This window comes from Pseudomonas sp. NFACC25, from assembly GCF_900100935.1.
Lineage (GTDB): Bacteria > Pseudomonadota > Gammaproteobacteria > Pseudomonadales > Pseudomonadaceae > Aquipseudomonas > Aquipseudomonas marginalis.
Genome location: NZ_FMUC01000004.1, coordinates 230,666 through 250,609 on the forward strand (window position 1 = coordinate 230,666; position 19,944 = coordinate 250,609).

Annotated in this window: 22 protein-coding genes and 1 pseudogene; 13 read left to right on the forward strand and 10 right to left on the reverse strand. The window is 63.6% G+C overall.

Annotated features, from left to right (window positions below):
- Window positions 1-13: 13 nt before the first annotated feature.
- The 4 genes from BLQ09_RS11915 to dctM all read left to right on the forward strand — a co-directional run bounded on the left by BLQ09_RS11915 (window position 14) and on the right by dctM (window position 3,926).
- On the forward strand, window positions 14-826 hold the full coding sequence (locus BLQ09_RS11915) for an HpcH/HpaI aldolase/citrate lyase family protein (protein ID WP_027608531.1): 813 nt from the start codon (window positions 14-16) through the stop codon (window positions 824-826).
- A gap of 155 nt (window positions 827-981) precedes the next feature.
- Window positions 982-1,965 carry a TRAP transporter substrate-binding protein gene (locus BLQ09_RS11920; protein ID WP_027608530.1) on the forward strand — a complete coding sequence of 328 codons (984 nt, stop codon included), beginning with the start codon at window positions 982-984 and terminating at the stop codon, window positions 1,963-1,965.
- Between the two features lie 48 nt (window positions 1,966-2,013).
- A complete protein-coding gene (locus BLQ09_RS11925; protein ID WP_027608529.1) occupies window positions 2,014-2,646 on the forward strand; it encodes a TRAP transporter small permease in 633 nt (210 codons plus the stop codon).
- Window positions 2,646-3,926 carry a C4-dicarboxylate TRAP transporter large permease protein DctM gene (gene dctM / locus BLQ09_RS11930; protein WP_027608528.1) on the forward strand — a complete coding sequence of 427 codons (1,281 nt, stop codon included), beginning with the start codon at window positions 2,646-2,648 and terminating at the stop codon, window positions 3,924-3,926. Before BLQ09_RS11925 ends, dctM begins: the two co-directional genes overlap by 1 nt.
- A gap of 56 nt (window positions 3,927-3,982) precedes the next feature.
- Here the strand turns inward: dctM and ampC are convergent, their stop codons facing one another.
- Entirely contained in the window at window positions 3,983-5,137 is a 1,155-nt protein-coding gene (gene ampC, locus BLQ09_RS11935) for a class C beta-lactamase (protein ID WP_092356881.1), read from the reverse strand.
- 127 nt (window positions 5,138-5,264) lie between these two features.
- Here ampC and BLQ09_RS11940 point away from each other — a divergent pair, with 127 nt between their 5' ends.
- Both BLQ09_RS11940 and BLQ09_RS11945 read left to right on the forward strand, forming a co-directional pair.
- Entirely contained in the window at window positions 5,265-6,143 is an 879-nt protein-coding gene (locus BLQ09_RS11940; protein ID WP_092356884.1) for a LysR family transcriptional regulator, read from the forward strand.
- A 74-nt stretch (window positions 6,144-6,217) separates the two neighbouring features.
- On the forward strand, window positions 6,218-7,402 hold the full coding sequence (locus BLQ09_RS11945; protein WP_092356887.1) for a DUF2252 family protein: 1,185 nt from the start codon (window positions 6,218-6,220) through the stop codon (window positions 7,400-7,402).
- A 123-nt stretch (window positions 7,403-7,525) separates the two neighbouring features.
- Here the strand turns inward: BLQ09_RS11945 and yghX are convergent, their stop codons facing one another.
- Both yghX and BLQ09_RS11955 read right to left on the reverse strand, forming a co-directional pair.
- Window positions 7,526-8,413 carry a YghX family hydrolase gene (yghX, locus tag BLQ09_RS11950; protein ID WP_092356890.1) on the reverse strand — a complete coding sequence of 296 codons (888 nt, stop codon included), beginning with the start codon at window positions 8,411-8,413 and terminating at the stop codon, window positions 7,526-7,528.
- Window positions 8,414-8,457: 44 nt separating this feature from the next.
- Complete coding sequence (locus BLQ09_RS11955; RefSeq protein WP_027608523.1) at window positions 8,458-8,952, reverse strand: PaaI family thioesterase; 495 nt, start codon at window positions 8,950-8,952, stop codon at window positions 8,458-8,460.
- Window positions 8,953-9,038: 86 nt separating this feature from the next.
- On the opposite strand from BLQ09_RS11955, the gene BLQ09_RS11960 reads away from it, so the two are divergent.
- The gene (locus tag BLQ09_RS11960) at window positions 9,039-9,596 is read left to right on the forward strand and encodes a YceI family protein (RefSeq protein WP_092356893.1); all 558 of its coding nucleotides are present in this window, start codon (window positions 9,039-9,041) and stop codon (window positions 9,594-9,596) included.
- On the opposite strand, the gene BLQ09_RS11965 is transcribed toward BLQ09_RS11960, so the two are convergent.
- Window positions 9,593-10,483 (reverse strand): DMT family transporter, encoded by an 891-nt coding sequence (locus tag BLQ09_RS11965; protein WP_065942063.1) that lies wholly within the window; start codon window positions 10,481-10,483, stop codon window positions 9,593-9,595. The two genes, BLQ09_RS11960 and BLQ09_RS11965, sit on opposite strands and share 4 nt — an antisense overlap.
- An 89-nt stretch (window positions 10,484-10,572) precedes the next feature.
- On the opposite strand from BLQ09_RS11965, the gene BLQ09_RS11970 reads away from it, so the two are divergent.
- On the forward strand, window positions 10,573-11,898 hold the full coding sequence (locus tag BLQ09_RS11970; protein ID WP_092356896.1) for an aminotransferase-like domain-containing protein: 1,326 nt from the start codon (window positions 10,573-10,575) through the stop codon (window positions 11,896-11,898).
- A gap of 23 nt (window positions 11,899-11,921) precedes the next feature.
- Here the strand turns inward: BLQ09_RS11970 and BLQ09_RS11975 are convergent, their stop codons facing one another.
- A complete protein-coding gene (locus BLQ09_RS11975) occupies window positions 11,922-12,350 on the reverse strand; it encodes a nuclear transport factor 2 family protein (RefSeq protein WP_024075865.1) in 429 nt (142 codons plus the stop codon).
- Between the two features lie 246 nt (window positions 12,351-12,596).
- On the opposite strand from BLQ09_RS11975, the gene BLQ09_RS11980 reads away from it, so the two are divergent.
- From BLQ09_RS11980 to BLQ09_RS30990, 3 genes and pseudogenes are all read left to right on the forward strand, one after another.
- Window positions 12,597-12,815: a DUF6434 domain-containing protein gene (locus BLQ09_RS11980; RefSeq protein WP_092356899.1), complete on the forward strand. Its 219-nt coding sequence runs from the start codon at window positions 12,597-12,599 to the stop codon at window positions 12,813-12,815.
- Window positions 12,812-13,282 carry a RidA family protein gene (locus BLQ09_RS11985; protein ID WP_092356902.1) on the forward strand — a complete coding sequence of 157 codons (471 nt, stop codon included), beginning with the start codon at window positions 12,812-12,814 and terminating at the stop codon, window positions 13,280-13,282. Before BLQ09_RS11980 ends, BLQ09_RS11985 begins: the two co-directional genes overlap by 4 nt.
- Window positions 13,283-13,326: 44 nt before the next feature.
- A pseudogene (locus BLQ09_RS30990) lies at window positions 13,327-13,413 on the forward strand (CPBP family intramembrane glutamate endopeptidase); the annotation flags it as partial.
- A 117-nt stretch (window positions 13,414-13,530) separates the two neighbouring features.
- On the opposite strand, the gene BLQ09_RS11990 reads toward BLQ09_RS30990, so the two are convergent.
- Both BLQ09_RS11990 and BLQ09_RS11995 read right to left on the reverse strand, forming a co-directional pair.
- Entirely contained in the window at window positions 13,531-15,237 is a 1,707-nt protein-coding gene (locus tag BLQ09_RS11990; RefSeq protein ID WP_092356905.1) for an amidase, read from the reverse strand.
- 56 nt (window positions 15,238-15,293) lie between these two features.
- Window positions 15,294-16,079: a helix-turn-helix domain-containing protein gene (locus tag BLQ09_RS11995; RefSeq protein ID WP_092356908.1), complete on the reverse strand. Its 786-nt coding sequence runs from the start codon at window positions 16,077-16,079 to the stop codon at window positions 15,294-15,296.
- Between the two features lie 83 nt (window positions 16,080-16,162).
- Here BLQ09_RS11995 and BLQ09_RS12000 point away from each other — a divergent pair, with 83 nt between their 5' ends.
- On the forward strand, window positions 16,163-16,468 hold the full coding sequence (locus BLQ09_RS12000) for a DUF2834 domain-containing protein (RefSeq protein WP_092356911.1): 306 nt from the start codon (window positions 16,163-16,165) through the stop codon (window positions 16,466-16,468).
- The gene (locus tag BLQ09_RS12005) at window positions 16,461-16,883 is read left to right on the forward strand and encodes an MAPEG family protein (protein WP_092356914.1); all 423 of its coding nucleotides are present in this window, start codon (window positions 16,461-16,463) and stop codon (window positions 16,881-16,883) included. Before BLQ09_RS12000 ends, BLQ09_RS12005 begins: the two co-directional genes overlap by 8 nt.
- An 89-nt stretch (window positions 16,884-16,972) precedes the next feature.
- On the opposite strand, the gene BLQ09_RS12010 is transcribed toward BLQ09_RS12005, so the two are convergent.
- Genes BLQ09_RS12010 through BLQ09_RS12020 form a run of 3 tightly spaced genes read right to left on the reverse strand, consistent with a single transcriptional unit; the run spans window position 16,973 to window position 19,907 of the window.
- Window positions 16,973-17,896 carry a sugar ABC transporter substrate-binding protein gene (locus BLQ09_RS12010; protein ID WP_027608512.1) on the reverse strand — a complete coding sequence of 308 codons (924 nt, stop codon included), beginning with the start codon at window positions 17,894-17,896 and terminating at the stop codon, window positions 16,973-16,975.
- Between the two features lie 35 nt (window positions 17,897-17,931).
- Window positions 17,932-19,065 carry a phytanoyl-CoA dioxygenase family protein gene (locus BLQ09_RS12015; protein ID WP_092356918.1) on the reverse strand — a complete coding sequence of 378 codons (1,134 nt, stop codon included), beginning with the start codon at window positions 19,063-19,065 and terminating at the stop codon, window positions 17,932-17,934.
- Window positions 19,065-19,907 carry an SDR family oxidoreductase gene (locus BLQ09_RS12020; RefSeq protein ID WP_092356921.1) on the reverse strand — a complete coding sequence of 281 codons (843 nt, stop codon included), beginning with the start codon at window positions 19,905-19,907 and terminating at the stop codon, window positions 19,065-19,067. Before BLQ09_RS12020 ends, BLQ09_RS12015 begins: the two co-directional genes overlap by 1 nt.
- Between the last annotated feature and the right edge of the window lie 37 nt (window positions 19,908-19,944).

A 19,944-nucleotide genomic window follows, 5' to 3' on the forward strand; every position in this document is an offset into this window, starting at 1 on the left:
AAGGAAGTCCGTTATGCCAAATCCTCTTGTGCGCTCTGCGCTGTTTGTTCCCGGCAGCCGACCGGAACGCTTTGCCAAGGCGCTGGCCAGTGGCGCCGACGCCGTGATCGTGGATTTCGAAGACGCGGTGGAAGAGCCGCTCAAGCGCCAGGCGCGAGATAACCTCGGGGCGTTCCTGCAAAGTCACCCGCAGGCCCGGGTGTGGGTGCGCATCAATGCGCCGGAACATGCCGGGCATTTCGACGATGTGGCGTTTTGCAAAGCCTACGCCAACGTGGCGGGTGTACTCCTGCCGAAAGTGGAAAGTGCGGCCCAGGTGGCGGTGGTCGCCACGGCGGGCAAGCTGATCTGGCCGATTATCGAAAGCGCCCGCGGCTTGCTGGCGCTGGCCGACATCGCCCAGGCGCCGCAGGTCGAACGTCTGTCATTCGGCGGCCTGGACCTGGCGCTGGACCTCAACCTGAGCAGCAACTCCCCGGCCGCGCAGTTCGCCCTCGACCAGGCACGCCTGGCGCTGATCGTGCACTCCCGCGCGGCTGGCCTGGTGGCGCCACTGGATGGCGTGCACCCGGCCATCGACGACCCCGACGGCCTGCGCCGTTCGATCCGGCATGCCTATGAAATGGGCTTTGCCGGCGCGTTGTGTATCCATCCCAGGCAGGTGGCGGTGATCCATGAAGCGTTGGCGCCCAGCGCCGCAGACCTGGCCTGGGCGCAGCGGGTGGTGGACGCCGGGGCGCACGGGGCGGGGGCTTACCAGATTGATGGGCAGATGGTGGATGCGCCGGTGTTATTGCGGGCGCAGCGGTTGCTCGCACAGTCATAGCTGACGGAACCGAATCAAATGTGGGAGGGGGAACTGCATTTTTCTTGAGGTTGGTGTTCGGCGTGGCCGAACGCAGGTATCAAAAATTCGAAATTCACTACACGCGTCATATCAGGCACCTTGCCCTACAACACAACAATAAGAAGGTGATTTCCATGCTCAAGCTTTCTCGGGCGCTGTTCTGCGCCGCCACCTTGTTTGCCGCAGGCCTGGCCCAGGCGGCGGACCCGATCGTGATCAAGTTCGCCCACGTGGTCGCTGAAAACACCCCCAAGGGCCAGGGCGCGTTGCTGTTCAAGAAACTCGCCGAAGAACGCTTGCCGGGCAAGGTCAAGGTCGAGGTGTACCCCAACTCGTCACTGTTCGGTGACGGCAAGGAAATGGAAGCGCTGCTGCTGGGCGACGTGCAGATGCTGGCGCCATCCCTGGCCAAGTTCGAGCAATACACCCGGCAAGTGCAGATCTATGACCTGCCGTTCCTGTTCAACGACCTGGCCGCCGTCGACCGCTTCCAGGCCGCCGAGGGCAAGCAACTGCTGACCTCGATGCAGAACAAGAACATCCTCGGCCTGGCTTATTGGCACAACGGCCTCAAGCAACTCTCCGCCAACAAGGCGCTGCATGAACCCAAGGACGCCCGTGGCCTGAAATTCCGCGTGCAGGCCTCCAGCGTGCTGGAGGAACAGTTCAAGGCGATCCGCGCCAACCCGCGCAAGATGAGCTTTGCCGAGGTGTACCAGGGCTTGCAGACCGGCACCGTGAATGGCACCGAGAACACCTGGTCGAACTATGAAAGCCAGAAGGTCAACGAAGTGCAGAAGTACTTCACCGAATCCAACCATGGCCTGATCGACTACATGGTCATCACCAATGCCACCTTCTGGAACGGCCTGCCGCCGGACATCCGCGGCACCCTGGAGCAGGTCATGGTCGAGGTCACCGTCGAGGTGAACAAACAGGCCGAAGCCCTGAACCAGTCGGCCAGGCAGAAGATCATCGACGCCAGGACCAGCGAAATCATCGAGCTGACCCCCGAGCAACGCCAGCTGTGGCGCGACGCGATGCGCCCGGTATGGCAGAAGTTCGAAGGGGACATCGGGGCTGATCTGATCAAGGCGGCGGATGCCGCCAACCACTAAGGCCGGTTTCCGCCCTGACATCTCATTTTGCTTTCGCGAGGTTTTGCCATGCAAACGCTAAGGCGCGTCTGGGAGCACCTGGAGGAAGGCTTTATTGCCTTCCTGCTGGCGGCCATGACCCTGGTGACATTCGTCTACGTCATGCTCAACAACATCTACACGCTGTTCTTTGCCCTGGCCGACAAGTGGGCCTTCAGCAGCAACTTCTTCAGCGCCCTGGGCGACGGCACCATGACCTGGGCCCAGGACATGACCTGGAGCGTGGCGCTGACCAAGGCCATGTTCGGCTGGCTGATTTTCTTCGGCATTTCCTATGGCGTGCGCACCGCCGGCCACCTGGGGGTGGACGCGCTGGTCAAGCTGACCCGGCGTCCGGTGCAACGCGTGCTGGGCATGCTCGCCTGCCTGTGCTGCCTGGCCTATGCCGGGCTGTTCATGGTCGCCAGCTACAAGTGGGTCAGCGCGGTGATGACCGCCCATATCGGCGCCGAAGACCTCGATAAGTTCGGCATCGACGTGGGTGACATCGTGATCATCGTGCCCATCGGTTTTGCCCTGGTGTTTATCCGCTACCTGGAAATTTTCTACCGCATCTTTACCCGCCGTCAGGTCGGGTTGGGGCTGGCCGACGAGGCCGGTGAGGCCAGCAAGTTGGCCGGCAGCCATGGGGAGCGTCACTGATGGCCGTGCTCTGTCTGTTCCTGCTGTTGTTCGTGTTCATGTTCCTCGGCGTGCCGATTGCCATCGCGCTGGGTTTGTCGGGCGCGGTGTCGATCCTGATGTTCAGCCCGGACTCGGTCAGTTCCCTGGCGATCAAGCTGTTCGAAACCTCCGACGCCTATACCTTCCTGGCGATCCCGTTCTTCCTGCTCTCCGGTGCGTTCATGACCACCGGCGGCGTGGCGCAGCGGCTGATCGACTTTGCCAACGCCTGTGTCGGGCATATCCGTGGCGGCCTGGCGATTGCGGCGGTACTGGCGTGCATGCTGTTTGCGGCGCTGTCCGGCTCATCCCCGGCGACGGTGGCGGCGGTGGGTTCGATTGCGGTGGCGGGCATGGTGCGCTCCGGTTACCCGAAGGAATTCGGCGCGGGGATCATCTGCAACGCCGGCACCCTGGGCATCCTGATTCCGCCGTCGATCGTGATGGTGGTGTACTCGGCGGCGACGGAAACCTCGGTGGGCAAGCTGTTCATGGCCGGGGTGATCCCGGGCTTGCTGCTGGGTCTGATGCTGATGGTGGCGATCTATATTGTCGCGCGCATCAAGAAGCTGCCGGCCCAGCCACGGGCGACGTTTCGTGAGTGGCTGAGCTGTGCGCGCCGCGCCTTCTGGGGCCTGTTGCTGCTGGTGATCATCCTCGGCGGCATCTACAGCGGCATGTTCACCCCCACCGAAGCGGCGGCGGTGGCGGCCGTGTACTCGGCCTTTGTGGCGTTGTTCGTCTACAAGGACATGAAGCTGCGCGACTGCCCCAAGGTGCTGCTGGAGTCCGGGCGCCTGGCGATCATGCTGATGTTTATCATCGCCAATGCCATGCTCTTCGCCCATGTGCTGACCACCGAGCAGATCCCCCAGGAAATCACCGCCTGGGTGCTGTCCGAGGGCCTCACGCCGATTGGCTTTTTGATCATGGTCAACGTGGTGCTGCTGATCGCCGGCAGTTTCATGGAGCCTTCGGCCATCGTGCTGATCCTGGCGCCGATCTTCTTCCCGATCGCCATGAAGCTGGGCATCGACCCGATTCACCTGGGCATCGTGATGGTGGTCAATATGGAAATCGGCCTGGTGCACCCACCGGTGGGGCTGAATCTGTTCGTGACCTCGGCGGTGACCGGGTTGACGCTGGGGCAGACCATTCGTGCGGCGTTGCCGTGGCTGATGATCCTGTTGGTGTTCCTGATCATGGTCACGTACTTGCCGTTTATCTCGCTGGCCTTGCCGCATTGGCTGGGGATGTAGCGCGGGTCAACAGGTGGGAGGGGGCCAGTCGAATCGTCGCACCGGCCCCTCCACCGTTAGTGGTCCAGCGCACTCAAGATTGCATGGGCGACCTTTACCCGTTCGGCATTCGGGTAGTTCTTGTTCGCCAATATCACCACGCCCACTCCCTTGCTCGGCACGTACGCCACGTAGGCGCCAAACCCATTGGTGGAGCCGGTCTTGTTCACCAGGGTGTCGGCGTGGGGCGCCTGGGGCGGGGTCAGCCAGTTGACCGTGTGCGGTTCCATTGCCATGGGTGTGGAGTTGCCGGCCATCAACCTATCGAGCGGGATGGGGTAGGGGTACATTTCCCAGCCCAGGCCCTGGGTCATGCCCTCCACGTTGTAGTAACCCGTGTGAGTCACGCTGATCGCCTGCTGCAGGGTTTTATCCAGCGTTGCCGGGCGCATGTTCGCGTCAACGTACTTCAACAAGTCCGCAGCGCTTGTCTTGATGCCGTAGGCCTCGCTGTCCAGGGCGCCGGGGCCGACGCGTACCGGTTTGCCATCTTTGCCATAGCCCTGGGCGTACAGGCTCATCTGGCTCTGCGGCACCTTGATGAAGGTGTGCTTGAGCCCGAGCGCGGGCAACAGGGTCTTTTCCATCGCCTGAGCGAACGGCTGCTTGAGGCTCTGCGCCGCCAGGTAGCCGAACAACCCCAGGCTCGGGTTGGAATACAGGCGCTGGGTGCCAGGGGCGAAGTCGGGTTGCCAATGCTGGAAGTAGCTGATCATGCGCTGGCTGTTATCCGCGTTGGCGGGGAATTGCAGGGGCAAGCCGCCGGCGGTGTAGGTGCCGAGGTTGAGCACGCTGATGTGGTCGAACGTGCCGCCGCCCAGTGCCGGCAGGTAATGGCTGGCCGGGTCGGAAAGCGTGAGTTTGCCGCTGGCTACCGCGTAACCGGCCAGGGTCGCGGTGAAGGTCTTGCTCACTGAGCCCACTTCGAACAGGGTGTTTTCGCTGACCGGCTGGCGAGTCTCGGTGGCGGCGACGCCGTAGTTAAAGTATTGCGCCTTGCCGGCCCGCACCACGCCGACCACCAGGCCGTTAATCGACTGCTGCTGCATCAGCGGTTTTACATTGGCATCCACCACCGCCTGCAGGTCGGTGGCCGCCAGGCAGTTGCCGGCGGCGATAAACACCGCGAGGGCGGTGAAATTACGCACGCCAGACAGTAAATGTTGGGGCATGATAACGCTTCCATGAGAATGATCGATTGAATGAAGGGCCTGCGCGGGCGAGGCAAATGTAGGCCGTTCGCCGGTCCTGGGCAAACGATGATATCTCGCAGCAGTCATTAGAAATATTGGGGTCAATATGCTCCGCTCCCACTTACCGTTGAACGCCTTGCGCGCCTTCGAAGCGGCCGCCCGGCATCTGAGCTTTACCCGCGCTGCCATCGAGTTATGCGTGACCCAGGCGGCGGTCAGCCATCAGGTCAAGAGCCTGGAGGCGCAGCTCACTGTCACCTTGTTCAAGCGCCTGCCCCGCGGGTTGATGCTCACCCGCGAGGGCGAAACCCTGCTGCCGGTGGTGCGCGAGTCGTTCGACCGTATTGCCCACACCTTGGGCCAGTTCGAGGGCGGGCATTACCGCGAGGTACTCACCGTGGGCGCGGTCGGCACCTTTGCCGTTGGCTGGCTGCTGCCACGTCTGCCGGATTTCCAGAGCCGCTACCCGTTCATCGACCTGCGCCTGTCCACCCACAACAACCGCGTCGACGTGGCTGCCGAAGGCCTGGATTACGCGATCCGTTTCGGTGCAGGTGCCTGGCACGGCACGGATGCGCTGGAGTTGCTGGAAGCGCCGCTGACGGTACTGTGTGTGCCGTCACTCGCCGCGCAGTTGCACACGCCGGCCGACCTGTTGAAACACACGCTATTGCGCTCCTACCGCGCGGATGAGTGGAGCCTGTGGCTTCAGGCCGCCGGGCTGCCCGCCGACACCCTGGTACCGCGCAGCATCGTGTTCGACTCGTCGCTGGCGATGATGGAGGCGGCACTGCAAGGCAGCGGCGTGGCGCTGGCGCCGGCGATGATGTTCTCGCGGCAACTCGAGAGTGATGTGATTCGCCAGCCCTTCGACGTCGGCATCAGCACCGGCAGCTACTGGCTGACGCGCCTGCAGTCGCGGGCCGAGACCTCGGCCATGCAGGCCTTCAAGGCGTGGTTGCTGGAGGAGAGTGGGCGTGTCTGAGTTTATTTCTGAAACATAATGAAACATTTGCTCGGGGCCGGCGTTCTACCGCTACACCTGCACTGAGTTATTCCATGAAAATACCGCGCCCCTCCGCTCGCATGCCACACCTCACCCAACTGCGTAATTTGAAGATGGCACGCTCCGCCCACGCGTATGTGCGCGGCAGCACCGTGCAATTCTACGAGTGGCTGCACAGCCAGATGGGCAGGCGTCTGCCTCAAGGCCCGGCGATCTGGATCTGCGGCGACTGCCACGCGGGCAACCTGGGGCCTACCGGCGACAACAAGGGCCGCATCGATATGCATATCCGCGACCTTGACCAGGCCGTGATCGGCAACCCGGCCCACGACCTGGTGCGCCTGGCGCTGTCCCTGGCCACCGCCGCGCGCGGTTCGGACCTGCCGGGCGTGACCACCGCGCGCATGCTTGAAGAAATGATGGTGGGCTATGAACAGGCGTTCAAGGACAAGCCCGACGAGGTACCGCCGCGTCCGTCCCAGGTCAAGGCGGGGATGCGCAGCGCCGTCGAGCGCACCTGGAAAAGCCTGGCCCGTGAGCGCATCGACAACGTGCGGCCGACGATCCCGCTGGGCAAGCATTTCTGGTCGCTGTCGCGGGCAGAAAAAAGTGCGCTGGAAAGCGTCTGCGCGTCGGATGACATCCATCAGTTGGTCACCTCGCTCAAGGGCCGCCCCAAGGACGCCAAGGTCCAACTGCTGGATTCGGCTTACTGGGTCAAGGGCTGCAGCTCCCTCGGCCTGTTGCGCTACGCCGTCTTGCTGGGGGTGGGCGACAAGGACGATGAGGAATACTGCCTGATCGATATCAAGGAAGCCGTCGGCGCCGCCGCACCGCGCGCGGCACGGGCGAAGATGCCCAGGGACAACGGCCGCCGGGTGGTGGAGGGCGCCCGCCAGCTGTCGCCGGGCCTGGGTGAACGCATGGTGGCGACACGGTTTCTGGACCATGGCTTTTTCATCCGCGAACTGTTGCCCCAGGACATGAAGCTGGAACTGGACGAACTGAGTGAACTCGATGCCATGCACGCCGCCGGTTACCTGGCGCGGGTGGTCGGTATCGCCCATGCCCGGCAGATGGACCGGGCGACGCGCAAGGGCTGGATGGCGGTGCTGCAGGAAAACCGCTCCAAGCAATTGGATGCGCCGTCGTGGTTATGGACCAGCGTGGTGCAGTTGGTGGGCAGTCATGAGCAGGGCTACCTCAACCATTGCCGCCGGTATGCGCTGGAACACTGATCTGGAATGTGGTGATGGTCAATGTGGGAGGGGGCTTGCCCCCGATAGCGGCGGGTCAGTCACCTCAATGGTTGCTGATACACCGCAATCGGGGGCAAGCCCCCTCCCACATTTGGACTGCACTTAGGCCAGGTACTTGCGGAACCAACCGAGTGTCCTTTCCCATGCCAGATTCGCCGCTGCCTCGTCATAACGCGGCGTCGAATCGTTATGGAAGCCATGGTTGGCGCCCTTGTAGATGTACGCTTCATAAGTCGTGCCGGCGGCCTTCAGGGCCTTTTCATACGCCGGCCACCCCTCGTTGATCCGCGTATCCAGCTCGCCGTAATGCAGCATGATCGGTGCCTTGATGCGCGGCACGTCCTTGGCTTCCGGCTGGCGCCCGTAGAACGACACCGCCGCGCCCAGTTCCGGGTAAGCCACCGCCGCCGCATTGGTCACGCCGCCGCCATAGCAGAAGCCGGTGATGCCGACCTTGCCGGTGCTGCTGTCGTGGTGCATCAGCCATTCGATGGCGGCGAAGAAGTCGTTCATCAGCTTGGTCGGGTCGACTGTCTGTTGCAGCGCCACGCCTTTTTCATCGTTGCCGGGATAGCCGCCCACCGAGGTCAGGCCGTCCGGCGCGAGGGCGATAAACCCGGCTTTGGCCAGGCGCCGTGCGACGTCTTCGATGTAGGGGTTGAGGCCACGGTTTTCGTGGACCACCACCACGGCCGGCAGCTTGCCGGTGGCCTTGGCCGGGCGCACCAGGTAGCCACGCACGGTGCCGTTGCCCTTGGGCGAGGGGTAGGTGATGTAGTCGGCAACGATGTCCGGGTCGGTGAATTTCACCTGTTCGGCCAGGGCATAGTTGGGGCTCAGGGCCGCCAGCAGGGCCGAGGCGGTCAGGCCGCCAAAGGTGAACAGCGCCGCGCGGTCGAGAAATTCGCGGCGGTTGAGCTTGCCGTGGGCGTAGCCGTCGTAGAGTTCCAGCAGTTCGGGGGCAAAGTCTTTCGCGGTGAGACGAGTCATCGGTTCGGTCCTCGATTAGCGGTGCCAGTCAATGTAGACCAGGATCAGCCGTCACGGCCATGGGCGGCCGCAGCCAGTTCGCGGGTGTCGACGCGCACGAACAGCGAATCGCCGATGGCCGTGAGCACCTCGCCGGCGTACACCTCGCAGACCACGCGGCTTTTGCGACCCACGTCGCCCTCGACCCGCGCACGCAAGGTGAGCGGCACGCCCATGGGGGTCGGCTTGATGAATTTGATCGCCAGGTTGCCGGTGACGCAGTCGATGCGCGGCAGGCTGCCGGGTTCGCGCTGTTCGGCACGGTAGTGGTAGGCCATGGCGGTCCAGTTGGAATGGCAGTCCACCAGCATGGCGATCAGGCCGCCGTAGACCAGGTCGGGCCAGCCGCTGTATTTTGCCTCGGGGCGATGTTCGGCGATGAGATGGACACCATCGGCATCCCAGCGGCTCTTGATATGCAAGCCATGGGGGTTACTGCCGCCGCAGCCGTAGCAGATGCCTTCCGGCGCGGTGATGTCCTGTAGAGAAGGGGTGGGCATGCAGCGTCCTTATTGTTGTGAGCGGCTAATCTGTTTAGCAGGACAGGCACCTGATGGGAATACATCCTTTTTTTGCGGAGCGTGGCATGAAGCGTCGAATTCTCCCGTTGGTCCTGGTCCTGGGTGCTATCGGCTGTTCCCAGGCGGCGGAGTACACCGACGTCAATCGCACCGCCAGCCAGATCAGTTTTACCTATAAGCAGTTGGGGCAGCGGGTGTATGGCACCTTCGGCGACTTCGAAGGCACGCTGAGCTTTGACACGCAAAAGCCCGAAAGCGGACATGCCTTGCTCAAGATCCAGCTGGCGAGTATCGATGCCGGCAGCCCCGATGCCAACGACGAGCTGCAACGGGCCTCGTGGTTCGATACCGCGACCTATCCGGTGGGCGTGTATGAGTCCACCGCTGTAAAGGCCCTGGGGGATAACCGCTTCAACATCAGCGGCAACCTGACGATCAAGGGCACCACGCGCCCGGTGGCGGTCAACGTGGTGCTCAAGGAGCTGGATGGCATTGGCGTGTTCGACGGTGAGTTCATCCTCAAGCGCGGCGACTTCAGGATCGGCGAAGGCGAATGGGCCGGCAACAGCGTGGTGTCCGACGACATCAACATCAAGTTCAAGATGGTCGCGCCCCAGCGTTAGCGCGCGAAGCGCTTGGCCCCGGCCACGCAGCCGATCACCGCGACCGTCACCAGCAGCATGCCCAGGCTGACCTGTTCATGCAGCAAGCCCGCTGCCAGCGCCAGGCCGAAGAACGGTTGCAGCAGTTGCAATTGGCCGACGGCGGCGATGCCGCCCTGGGCCAGGCCGCGATACCAGAACACAAAGCCGATCAGCATGCTGAACAGCGACACATAGCCCAGGCTCAGCCAGGCCGGCAGGCTGATGCCGCTGACGCTCGACGGCGCCAGCACCAGGCTCAACGGCACCACCACCGGCAACGACACCACCAGCGCCCAGCAGATCACCTGCCAGCCGCCCAGGCTGCGCGACAGTTTGGCGCCTTCGGCATACCCCAGGCCGCACACCAGCACCGCCAGCAGCATCAGTACGTCACCCGCCGGTGCGGCGCTCAAGCCCTGGGCGAAGGCGTATCCCATCACCAGCAGACTGCCGAGGATCGAAAACAGCCAGAACACCGGGCGTGGACGCTCGCCGCCACGCAGTACAGCAAACACGGCGGTCGCCAGCGGCAGCAGGCCGATGAAGACGATGGAGTGTGCGGAGGTCACGTATTGCAGGGCCAGCGCGGTGAGTAACGGAAAGCCGATCACCACGCCGAGGGCGACGATGGCCAGGGGCATCCATTGCTGGCGTGCGGGACGTTGCTCCTTGAACAGCCCCAGCAAGGCCAGCCCCAGCAGCGCGGCAATGGCGGCGCGGATCATGGTCAGGAACACCGGGTCGAATTCCATCACCGCCAGGCGCGTGGCCGGCAGCGAGCCGCTGAAGATCACCACGCCGATAAAACCGTTGATCCAGCCTTGGGTGCGGGTGTCGAGGTTGCTGAGGGGAGCTGTACGTTCCATAAGGGGTGTCCGAAAAGGAAGAGTTGCGTGGCAGGCATCCTAGGATTGAAGATAAAGACAATCAAAAAATTGTCATGGATACATCGCTTATGCCCCGTGCCCGCTACAAGTCGTTGGTCGACAGCTTCGCCGAGGCCATTCGCTCAGGCCGCATGCCCCCCGGCACGCGACTGCCGACGCACCGCCAACTGGCCGCCGAGCATGGCCTGGCGCTGGTCACCGCGAGCCGGGTGTACGCCGAGCTGGAGGCCATGGGCCTGGTCAGTGGCGAAACGGGCCGCGGCACCTTCGTGCGCGAAATCTCGCTGCCGCCGGGGCAGGGCAGCGGGCAGATGAGTGTGGCGGCGGGCATGCTCGATCTGAATTTCAACTACCCGTCCTTGCCGGGCCAGGCCGACTTGCTGCGCACGGCCTTGCGCCAGTTGGCACTGTCCGGCGACCTCGACGCGCTGCTGCGTTACCAGCCCCACGCCGGTCGCCTGCATGAGCGCGCGGCTGTCGCGCGGCACCTGTTGAGCCGAGGGCTGACGGTCGAGGCCGAACAGGTGCTGGTGGTCAGCGGCGCCCAGCACGGGTTGGCCGTGACCATGATGGCCTTGCTCAAGCCCGGTGATGTGATCGCCGTCGACGCCTTGACGTATTCGGGGTTCAAGGTGCTGGCCGAGACCCTGCACCTGGAAATTGTCGCCATCCCGGTCACCGCCGACGGCCCGGACCTGGACCACCTGCACAGCCTGTGTCGCAAGCGCCCGGTGCGTGCCGTGTACAGCATGCCGACCCTGCATAACCCGTTGGGCTGGGTGCTGAGCCTGGCGCAGCGCGAGCAGTTGGTGGCGATTGCCCGTGAGCACAACCTGATGATCATCGAGGACGCGGCCTACGCGTTCCTGGCCGAGGACGCGCCGCTGCCCGTGGCCAGATTGGCGCCGGAGCGCACGGTCTACGTGGGCGGGCTGTCGAAAAGTGTCGCGACCGGCCTGCGCGTGGGGTTTATCGCTGCCCCGTCGGGTTGGGTCAAAGCACTCGAGCGCACCATCATGGCCACCACCTGGAACGTGCCGGGGGTGATGAGTGCGATTGCGGTGGCCTGGCTCGAGGATGGCACCGTGGCGCAACTTGAAGCACAAAAGCGCCAGGATGCGCGGGCGCGGCAAGCCTTGGCGGCGCAGGTGCTCAAGGGGCTGGCCTACACCAGCCACCCGTCATCGTATTTCTTGTGGCTGCCCCTGGCGGAAGAGGCTCGCGCCGATCAAGTCGCCATGACCTTGCAGCGCGACGGTATTTCCGTCTCCACCGCCGAGCCCTTCGCCGTCTCGGCCCACGTGCCCCATGCGTTGCGCCTGGCCTTGGGCTCGGTGGACATGCCGGCGCTGCGCGAGGCGTTGCTGAAGGTGCGCAAGGTAGTGCAGTGGTGAGCCCGATGGCCCACCGCTAGCCATCAGAATTTAAACGCCTGGCGCCCGATCAGCAGCCAGTGGCCTTTCTGTTTTTGCCAGATCTGGAAGTTCTCGATTTCGGTGGGCACTTCCTTGCCGCTGTTCACCGCCAGGGCGGAGAAGTGGTTGCGTACCAGGGCGGTATCGCCACTCAGGGTGATGGTCTGTTTCTGCATTTCCAGGGTCTTGAAGCCGCTGCGTCCGGTCTCGATGTCGGCGATGAATTCCTGCTTGTTCTGGATCTTGCCGCTGGAGTGGCCGTAGGTGAGGTTCTCGGCGGTCAGGCTCTGGAGCTGCTTGAGGTCTTTATGCAGCATGGCCTGGGTGAGGTGGTCGACCGCTTGGGCGACGTCTTTGTCGGCGGCAGGGGCGGCGGCCACATAGCCGCTGAACAGGCACAGAAATCCGATCAGCACTTTGACGTTTTGCATGGGTGTTTCCTTATTGTTGTTGGGGGCGGATATGACTCGTTAAGTCATCGTACAACCATGCAATATTTTCCCCAGTGAAGGAAAGAAAAATTTGAAATATCTCGAAAGGATTGGTGTTTCAATGGGTGTGGACATCTGGGTTTCTTATACGATGTCTCAACACCTCGTTTGGCTTAAACCTCGCTTCCGGTGCAAGTAGCACATCGCTATGCTACTGCCCGACCCCCAGATCTCCGGAGAGACAAAATGGATGTTGACTGGCACAGCGAACCCATCACCCGCGCCACTCCCGTGACCCCACACTATAAAAACACCCAGAACGTGCGCCGCTTCATGCTTGAACAATGTGGGCCGGGGTTCAAGTTCGACCGGCCTTTCATGGCCTGGATTCGCAACGCAACGCCCAAGACCATGGGCGACGTGGTGGATGAATGGCAACGACGCAACGAGGAAGCACGCCCATGACGCCCGATGAAAAATACCAAGCCGTGCAAAAACGCCTCGGCTATCAATTGGATGAATTCAAAGTCGGCGGCAACTACACACCGCTGGTGCGCGACGGCAACCACCTGTACATCAGCGGGCAGATCCCTCGCGTCGGCGACACGATCATGCTGCCGGGTAAAGTCGGTGACACCCTGACCCTGGCCCAGGCCCAGATCGCCGCCGGCATCAGTGCATTGCGCTGCCTGGGCCTGCTCAAGCAGGCACTCGGTTCGCTGGACCGGGTCAAGGCCATCCCGCGTATCACCGTGTATGTACGCAGCGCCGAGGACTTCGATCAGCAGAGTGAAGTGGCCAACGGCGCCTCGGACCTGTTGCACGAGATCCTCGGCGGTGCCGGGGTGCATTCGCGCACGTCGGTGGGAGTGATGCAACTGCCGAAGTCGGCGGCGGTGGAAATCGACATGGTCGCGGTCGCGCACGACTGATGGTCAGCCAAGGCCTGGTCGTCCTGCTCAACTACGGCCTGCACCTGGTGCGCATGCGTCATGGCGTGTTGGCGGCGACGGCCTGCCATGGCACGGCAATCCTGCTGATTGCCGTGCCCTATATGGCCTGACTTGAAATGCGCTCAGAACGGTGGGAGGGGGCTTGCTCCCGATGGCAGTGGGTCAGCCACCGATGCATCAACTGACACTCCCTCATCGGGAGCAAGCCCCCTCCCACAGTGAATCAGTTAGTTTGTCGCCAGCGGCGGCGTGCGCGGCGGGATCAGGCGTTTGCTGCCGGTGGCTTCATACGCCGCCGCAAAGCGCAGCAATGCCGAATCATCGTAGGCGCGCCCGGCAAAGGTCAGCCCGACCGGCATGCCGATGTCCGCCATCACGCCCATGGGCACGGTAACGGTAGGCACGCCCAGGTGGCGGATGGCGAGGTTGCCGTTAGCTACCCATACACCATTGCTCCAGGCGATATCGGCACTGGCTTCGTTCACGTCGGCATCCGCCGGGCCCACATCGGCCACGGTCGGGAACAGCACAGCGTGGAGGCCGAGCTTATCCATCCAGTCTTCCAGGTCGATCCGCCGGGTTTGCTCCAGGCCGCGCAGGCCATCGGGCACGGTGCTGATCTCGTTCCACGGGGTGATGCCGCGCTCGGCCATGCGCACGTATTCGTCCATGCCGGCGGCCAGGTCGTCTTCACGGTTGGGCAAGGTGCCGGGGTCGTGGGGGAAGATCTTCGGCCCGTCCACATCGGCCAGGCGGTTCAGGGCCGGGTCGTTGTTGGCGCGCAGGAAATCATCGAAGGCCCAGGCCGACAGTTCCCACAGTTCATCGTGCAGGAATTCCCTGGACACCAGGCCACGGGTAAACACGGTGGGCGCGCCGGGGCGGTCGCCTTCGCAGTTGGACACCAGCGGGAAATCCACCTCGATGACTTCTGCACCGGCCGCTTCAAGGGCCTGGCGTGCGTCCTTCCATAAGTCGATCACGCTGGCGCGGGTGTTGATCTTCTGCCCGGTGGGGCCGCCGATGCCGGGCTTCTCGCTGGTGCCGGCCTCGGGGTCGGCGTTGATGTACATGCGCGGCACGCCGAAGCGTTTGCCGGCCAGGGATTCGGCCGTCGCCGCCAATTCAGGGTAAGACGCCGGGCGTACCGAAGCGACGCTGGGGATCGGCACCCACGGCTGCAGGCGCCACAGGTCGCCACGGGTGTGCGGGTCTTCAGCCACTACCACGTCGAGCACTTCCAGCAGGTCGGCCATGGTGCGGGCGTAGGGCACCACCACGTCCATGGTCGGGGTCAACGGCCAGTTGCCGCGCACCGAAATCACCCCACGGGACGGGGTGTAGGCGCACAGGCCATTGTTGGACGCCGGGCCACGCCCGCTGGACCAGGTTTCCTCCGCCAGGCCGAAGGCGGCGAAGCTGGCGGCGGTGGCGGTGCCGGCACCGTTGGATGAGCCGGAGGCAAACGGCGCGGTGAGGTAGTCGGCGTTATACGGGCTTTCCGCGCGGCCATACACGCCGCGCTGCATGCCGCCATTGGCCATCGGCGGCATGTTGGTCTTGCCCAGGCAGATGGCGCCGCCGGCGCGCAGGCGCTCGATGGTGAACGCATCGCGCTGGGCGACCAGCTTGGCGAAGGCCGGGCTGCCGGAGGCGGCGGTCAGCCCCTTGACCAGGTAGCTGTCCTTGGCGGTGTAGGGAATGCCATCCAGTGGCCCCAGGGTTTCACCCTTGGCCCGGCGTGCATCGGAGGCCTCGGCTTCCTTCAGGGCGTCGGGGTTGCGCACGACGACGGCGTTGAGTGCGGTAGCGGTCTGCGGACCGTCGTAGGCATCGATCCGCGCGAGGTAAGCCTGCACCAGTTCAACGGCCGTGGTCTGGCCGGATTCGAGCGCCGCGCGCAATTGGGCAATGGAGACTTCGGTAACTTGCATGACGTTTTCTTCGCCGCCTTAAGTTGAGGTATGGCGGCAGTCTACGTACAGATATTTCACAAAACCAGTGCGGCATTTTCCCCATGGGCGGCACGCATCACCTGCCAGGTGGCGTCGTCTGCGGGAATCAGATGCTCGATACGCAGGGAGGCGAGGGTGATGTCCTGGGGCATGCCGAAGGTGGTGAAGGTGGACAGAAAGCTCAGCTCGCCCCGGCTGGTATGCACGCGGGTCAACACCAGTGGCGGCATTTCAGGCGGCGGCGTGGTGTGGGCGGGGGCGGGCAGGCTCGCCAGGAGAGCGGCCAGCGCAGGGTTGTCCAGCGCCTCGCGGCTTGCCCGTTGCCAGGCCAGGGTGCGGATTTCTTCGGCGTTGACCAGGTGGTCGCCCAGGCCGCCGGGTTGCAGCAGGGTGGTCAGCAGGTTCAGGCCTTCCAGCGGCGGCGTGACCCCCGCCAGTGCCAACAGCACGCCGGTACTCGCATTCGCCGCCAGCACTTCCCAGTGGCTGCCCAGCAGGATCGCCGGGGCCGGGTTGTTGGCGTGCAGGACATGGCTGACCGCCTCGCGAATTGCGGCCATGGCCGGTGACGCGAGCGGGGTAGCGGCGTAACGCGGGGCAAAACCGGCGGCGAGGAACACGCGGTTGCACTGCTCCAGGGGTGTTTCCAGGGCGCTGAGCAGGTTGTGCAGGGTGCCTGGGCTCGGCTTGGCACGGCCGGTTTCGAGGCAACTGAGATGGCGCTGGGAAATGCCGGTGATCAAGGCCAGGTCGAGCTGGCTCAATTTGGCGTGTCGACGCAGTTGGCGCAAGTGTTCGCCGGCAGTAGCGGGGTTATCCATGGCGTGACTATGACCTCCGAGGTCATTGCGAGGAGGGCAACCTTATCACTAGGGTGAGCCTCGATCACGTCAAGGAGCCGACCATGCACAAACCTTACCTGGCCCTCGCCGCTCTGCTGGGCTTTTCGCTGTACACCCTGTTCACGCTGCTCACGGCCGAGCAATCGCTGCTGGCCTTCGGACGAGAGTTGATATCGCGCCCGGACACCGCGCAGGTCGTCATCGACCTGTACCTGATGGCCGTGCTGGCCTGTGTGTGGATGTACCGGGATGCACGGTCGCGGGGGCGGTCGCTGGCGTCGGTGCTGCCGTACTTCTTGCTGACGGCGGTGTTCGTGTCGGTGGGGCCGTTGCTCTACATCGTCGTGAAGGGCGCGCGGGATGAATGAGCTGTTGCACATCTACGCCCTGTGCGTGCTGGTGCTGTGCCTGAAGATGTTCGGCATTTCCTGCTATCAGGGATTTTTCCGGCTTCGCGGGCTGGCGTTCACCAACCGCGAAGATGCGGCGGTCTTCAAGCGTGCTGCGCATCCCGTGGAGTTATCCCAGGTGAGTCGGGCGGCCAGGGCCTGGGCCAATGACCTGGAGAATATCCCGCTGTTCTTCGTGCTCGGTGGGTTGTGTGTGGCGCTGGGCACTGCCGGTGCGACCACTGCCTGGTTGTTCATTGGTTTCACCCTGGCGCGGATGGCCCATACGCTGATGTATCTGGCGGGATGGCAGCCGTGGCGCACGCTGGCGTATGGGCTGGGGGTGGCGTGCCTGTTCGGGCTGGGTGCAATGGTGCTTTACGCATTGCGATGAGCCGCAGCGACACCCCCGGTTTTTGTGGCAAGCCCTAACGTCGTTCAGTTAAGCGAAGGTGATTCACTGACTGGCATTAGGACAACCGTTTATGGGTTGAGGAATGCCTGGTAGTTGTCCTTGGTGATCTGCTGGTAAGGAATGGTCAGCTCGGCGTCATACGGCTGTTTCTTGACCATCTTCACCGCCAGGTCAATGGAGCCCACGGCCTGCCCTTTGTTGTCCTGATACGCTGTCACCAGCAACTGGCCTTTCTTCACCGCATCCAGCCCGGCCGCACCGCCATCGCTGCCGGCCACCAGAATATCCTTGCCGGGCTGCATGCCGGCCTGGCTGATCGCCATGGCCGCGCCAATCGCCATTTCGTCGGCATTCGCCGCCACGGCGTCGATTTTGCGCCCGGACACGATCCAGTTGTTCATCAGGTCAATCGCCTTGCTGCGCTGCCATTCGGCACTCTGCTCCTCGACGATCTTGATACCCGGATAGTCCTTGAGCACGTTCTTGACCCCCTGCGTGCGGTTGTGGGTGGCGTTGTTGGACAGCAGCCCGAGCATGATCGCCAGGTTGCCCTTGCCTCCCATTTTCTCGGCCAGGTAGCGCATCTGGATTTCACCGGCCTTGATCTCATCCGAGCCGACATAGCCAACCCCCGGCGGTACTTCCTTGAACTCGGGGCGGCGGTTGACGTACACCAGCGGGATCCTGGCCTGTTGGGCATTGACCGTCATTTTCTGGGTGGCGGCGGTGTCTACGGCGTTGACGATGATCGCGTCCATGCCCTGGGCGGTGAAGTTCTGCACCTGGTTAAGCTGGCGCACCACGTCGCCCTGGGCGTCTTCGAATTGCAGGGTCACGCCGGGCAGTTCCTTGGCGTGGGCGACCATGTAGTCACGCATTTGCGCAAGAAACACGTCGTCGACCTGGGCGATGCTCACGCCGATCCGTATATCGGCCAGCGCCCAGGGGGTGATGGCGAGGGTCAAGAGTGCCGCAAGGAGTTGCTTCTTCATGGTTGTGCTCCGTTGTTTTTGTTGTTGTTAAAGCATCACGCCTGGCGCTTGGCCCGCAGTTGCGTCACGGCCGCAGCGAAGTCCTCATACGCCCAGCGTTCGTCGAGGGCTTGCAGCATGAGTTGTTGCCCGGTTTGCGGGGCCAGGCCCTGCAAGGGTGGGTCGGTGTCGAGGTTGGTGGGGAAGGCATAGCCGTCGGCGGTGCAGGCCACCACCGCTGCAATTGCCTGGGCATCCAGGGCCGTGTTGGCCAGCAAGGCCGGGTACACCGCCAGCATCATGCGGTCGCGGTCGAGGGCTTCCATGGGCTTGCCGAAGGCCGAGGAGATTTGCAGCAGGTTGGCCATGCGCTGGTGGCCGGTCGTGCGGTTGGTGCCGGCGGCGTGGAACAACGCCGGGTTGAAAAACAGCAGGTCGCCCTTGTCCAGCGCCAGTTGCACGGCGTGTTGCTGGAAGTGCTCGATAAATTCGGGGCACCGCCAGGCCAGGTAACCCAGGGCGTATTGTTGGGAAAACGGCAGCAGCTGGGTGGGGCCGCTTTCCAGCGGCATCGCCGAGTGGGCCACGGCGCCCTGCAACGTCAGGTACTGGGACAGCACATGCAAGGGCAGGGGAAAGCGTTCCACCACCTCGGTGGTCTGGAAGCCCAGGTGATAGTCGCGGTGTGGCTGTTGCGCCTGGCCGCCGGGGTGCACCACGTTCACTTGCGCCGTCACCTGATAGCTCGGGCCCAGCCACGCCTCGGCGATCAGCCCCAGCAGCGGGTTGGCGTAATACTCCACAAAGGATTGCGGCGACTGCAGCGCCGCCTTCTGCAATGAATTCCAGATACGCCCGTTACTGCCGGCCTTGGCAAAATGGTCGGCGGCCACGCCTTGGGCGGCCTCCTGGGCGAAGATCGCCTCGAACACCTGGCTGTGGCGATCCACCACTTCCAGGTCCTCATAGGCGCGGCGCACCACCATCACGCCCGGTCCATCGCGAAACAAGCGGTGCAGCTCATTCATCACCGTGTGGCGGTCGCTGTTGCGCAAGGTGCGGGCCTGATAGACCGGCACGTTGCCGAGCACTTCCGCAGCCAGGGGATATTCCTCGGCACGCGCCTGTTGCGCGCAAATCCGCTTGAAATCCTCAATGCGCACATCCTGCAGTGTCACGAATGCCGACATTACTCACCTCCCAGGCTCAGGGCCTTGAAGGGCTGCGGGCTGCCGCTGTCGGTGCAGCCGACCACGCCTTGCTCCAGGTCGATCACCGCGCCGGTCATCATCCCCGACTCGCGCGACAGCAGGAACGCCACGCTTTGCGCCACCTCTTCGGGCTTGAGCAGGCGACCGAACGGCTGCGCGCGTTCAGCCTCAGCCAGCCAACCGTCCTGGGCGCCGTGGTACTGGCGCTGGATCTGATCCTCATGGGGCGTGTCCATCCAGCCGATGTTCAGGCCGTTGACGCGGATCCGGTTGCGCAGCGCACTGAACGCCACGTTCCTGGTCAGGATCGCCAGCGCACCTTTGGACGCCGCATACGCGCAAAGGAACGATTGCCCGCCATGCCCGGTGATGCTCTGGATATTCACCACGGCGCCTTCCACACCCTGGCTGATCATCAATTTCAACGCGTCCTGCATCAGGAAAAACGGCGCGCGCACATTCACCGCCATCAGCCGATCGAACAGCTCCGGCGAGGTGTCGACAATGGTGCCGCGGTCCGACATCCCGGCGCAGTTCACCAGGCCATGCAAGGTGCCGAAGTGGGTGCGCGCGGCGTCGATGATCGCGCGGCAATCCTCGACCTGTTCGAGGTCGGCCTCGACAAAAAACGCCTGGCAATCCAGCTGCGCCAACTGCCGCACCTGTTCTTCGCCCTGGGCGCGGCGCCGCCCGCAAATGATCAGCCCGGCGGCGCCGCGTCGCGCCAGGGTGTGGGCCACGGCGGCGCCCAGGCCCTGGGTGCTGCCGGTGACGACAAAATATTGGCCGTTGAAGGTACTGGCGAGGTCGGCTCGAGGCATGGGGTTCTCCTGGATTGTTGTTGTTTTGATTGCCCGG

Coding starts and splice junctions, on each gene's coding strand:
- BLQ09_RS11915 (WP_027608531.1), top strand. CDS start 14: ATGCCAAATCCTCTTGTGCGCTCTGCGCTGTTTGTTCCCGGCAGCCGA.
- BLQ09_RS11920 (WP_027608530.1), top strand. CDS start 982: ATGCTCAAGCTTTCTCGGGCGCTGTTCTGCGCCGCCACCTTGTTTGCC.
- BLQ09_RS11925 (WP_027608529.1), top strand. CDS start 2,014: ATGCAAACGCTAAGGCGCGTCTGGGAGCACCTGGAGGAAGGCTTTATT.
- dctM (WP_027608528.1), top strand. CDS start 2,646: ATGGCCGTGCTCTGTCTGTTCCTGCTGTTGTTCGTGTTCATGTTCCTC.
- ampC (WP_092356881.1), bottom strand. CDS start 5,137: ATGCCCCAACATTTACTGTCTGGCGTGCGTAATTTCACCGCCCTCGCG.
- BLQ09_RS11940 (WP_092356884.1), top strand. CDS start 5,265: ATGCTCCGCTCCCACTTACCGTTGAACGCCTTGCGCGCCTTCGAAGCG.
- BLQ09_RS11945 (WP_092356887.1), top strand. CDS start 6,218: ATGAAAATACCGCGCCCCTCCGCTCGCATGCCACACCTCACCCAACTG.
- yghX (WP_092356890.1), bottom strand. CDS start 8,413: ATGACTCGTCTCACCGCGAAAGACTTTGCCCCCGAACTGCTGGAACTC.
- BLQ09_RS11955 (WP_027608523.1), bottom strand. CDS start 8,952: ATGCCCACCCCTTCTCTACAGGACATCACCGCGCCGGAAGGCATCTGC.
- BLQ09_RS11960 (WP_092356893.1), top strand. CDS start 9,039: ATGAAGCGTCGAATTCTCCCGTTGGTCCTGGTCCTGGGTGCTATCGGC.
- BLQ09_RS11965 (WP_065942063.1), bottom strand. CDS start 10,483: ATGGAACGTACAGCTCCCCTCAGCAACCTCGACACCCGCACCCAAGGC.
- BLQ09_RS11970 (WP_092356896.1), top strand. CDS start 10,573: ATGCCCCGTGCCCGCTACAAGTCGTTGGTCGACAGCTTCGCCGAGGCC.
- BLQ09_RS11975 (WP_024075865.1), bottom strand. CDS start 12,350: ATGCAAAACGTCAAAGTGCTGATCGGATTTCTGTGCCTGTTCAGCGGC.
- BLQ09_RS11980 (WP_092356899.1), top strand. CDS start 12,597: ATGGATGTTGACTGGCACAGCGAACCCATCACCCGCGCCACTCCCGTG.
- BLQ09_RS11985 (WP_092356902.1), top strand. CDS start 12,812: ATGACGCCCGATGAAAAATACCAAGCCGTGCAAAAACGCCTCGGCTAT.
- BLQ09_RS11990 (WP_092356905.1), bottom strand. CDS start 15,237: ATGCAAGTTACCGAAGTCTCCATTGCCCAATTGCGCGCGGCGCTCGAA.
- BLQ09_RS11995 (WP_092356908.1), bottom strand. CDS start 16,079: ATGGATAACCCCGCTACTGCCGGCGAACACTTGCGCCAACTGCGTCGA.
- BLQ09_RS12000 (WP_092356911.1), top strand. CDS start 16,163: ATGCACAAACCTTACCTGGCCCTCGCCGCTCTGCTGGGCTTTTCGCTG.
- BLQ09_RS12005 (WP_092356914.1), top strand. CDS start 16,461: ATGAATGAGCTGTTGCACATCTACGCCCTGTGCGTGCTGGTGCTGTGC.
- BLQ09_RS12010 (WP_027608512.1), bottom strand. CDS start 17,896: ATGAAGAAGCAACTCCTTGCGGCACTCTTGACCCTCGCCATCACCCCC.
- BLQ09_RS12015 (WP_092356918.1), bottom strand. CDS start 19,065: ATGTCGGCATTCGTGACACTGCAGGATGTGCGCATTGAGGATTTCAAG.
- BLQ09_RS12020 (WP_092356921.1), bottom strand. CDS start 19,907: ATGCCTCGAGCCGACCTCGCCAGTACCTTCAACGGCCAATATTTTGTC.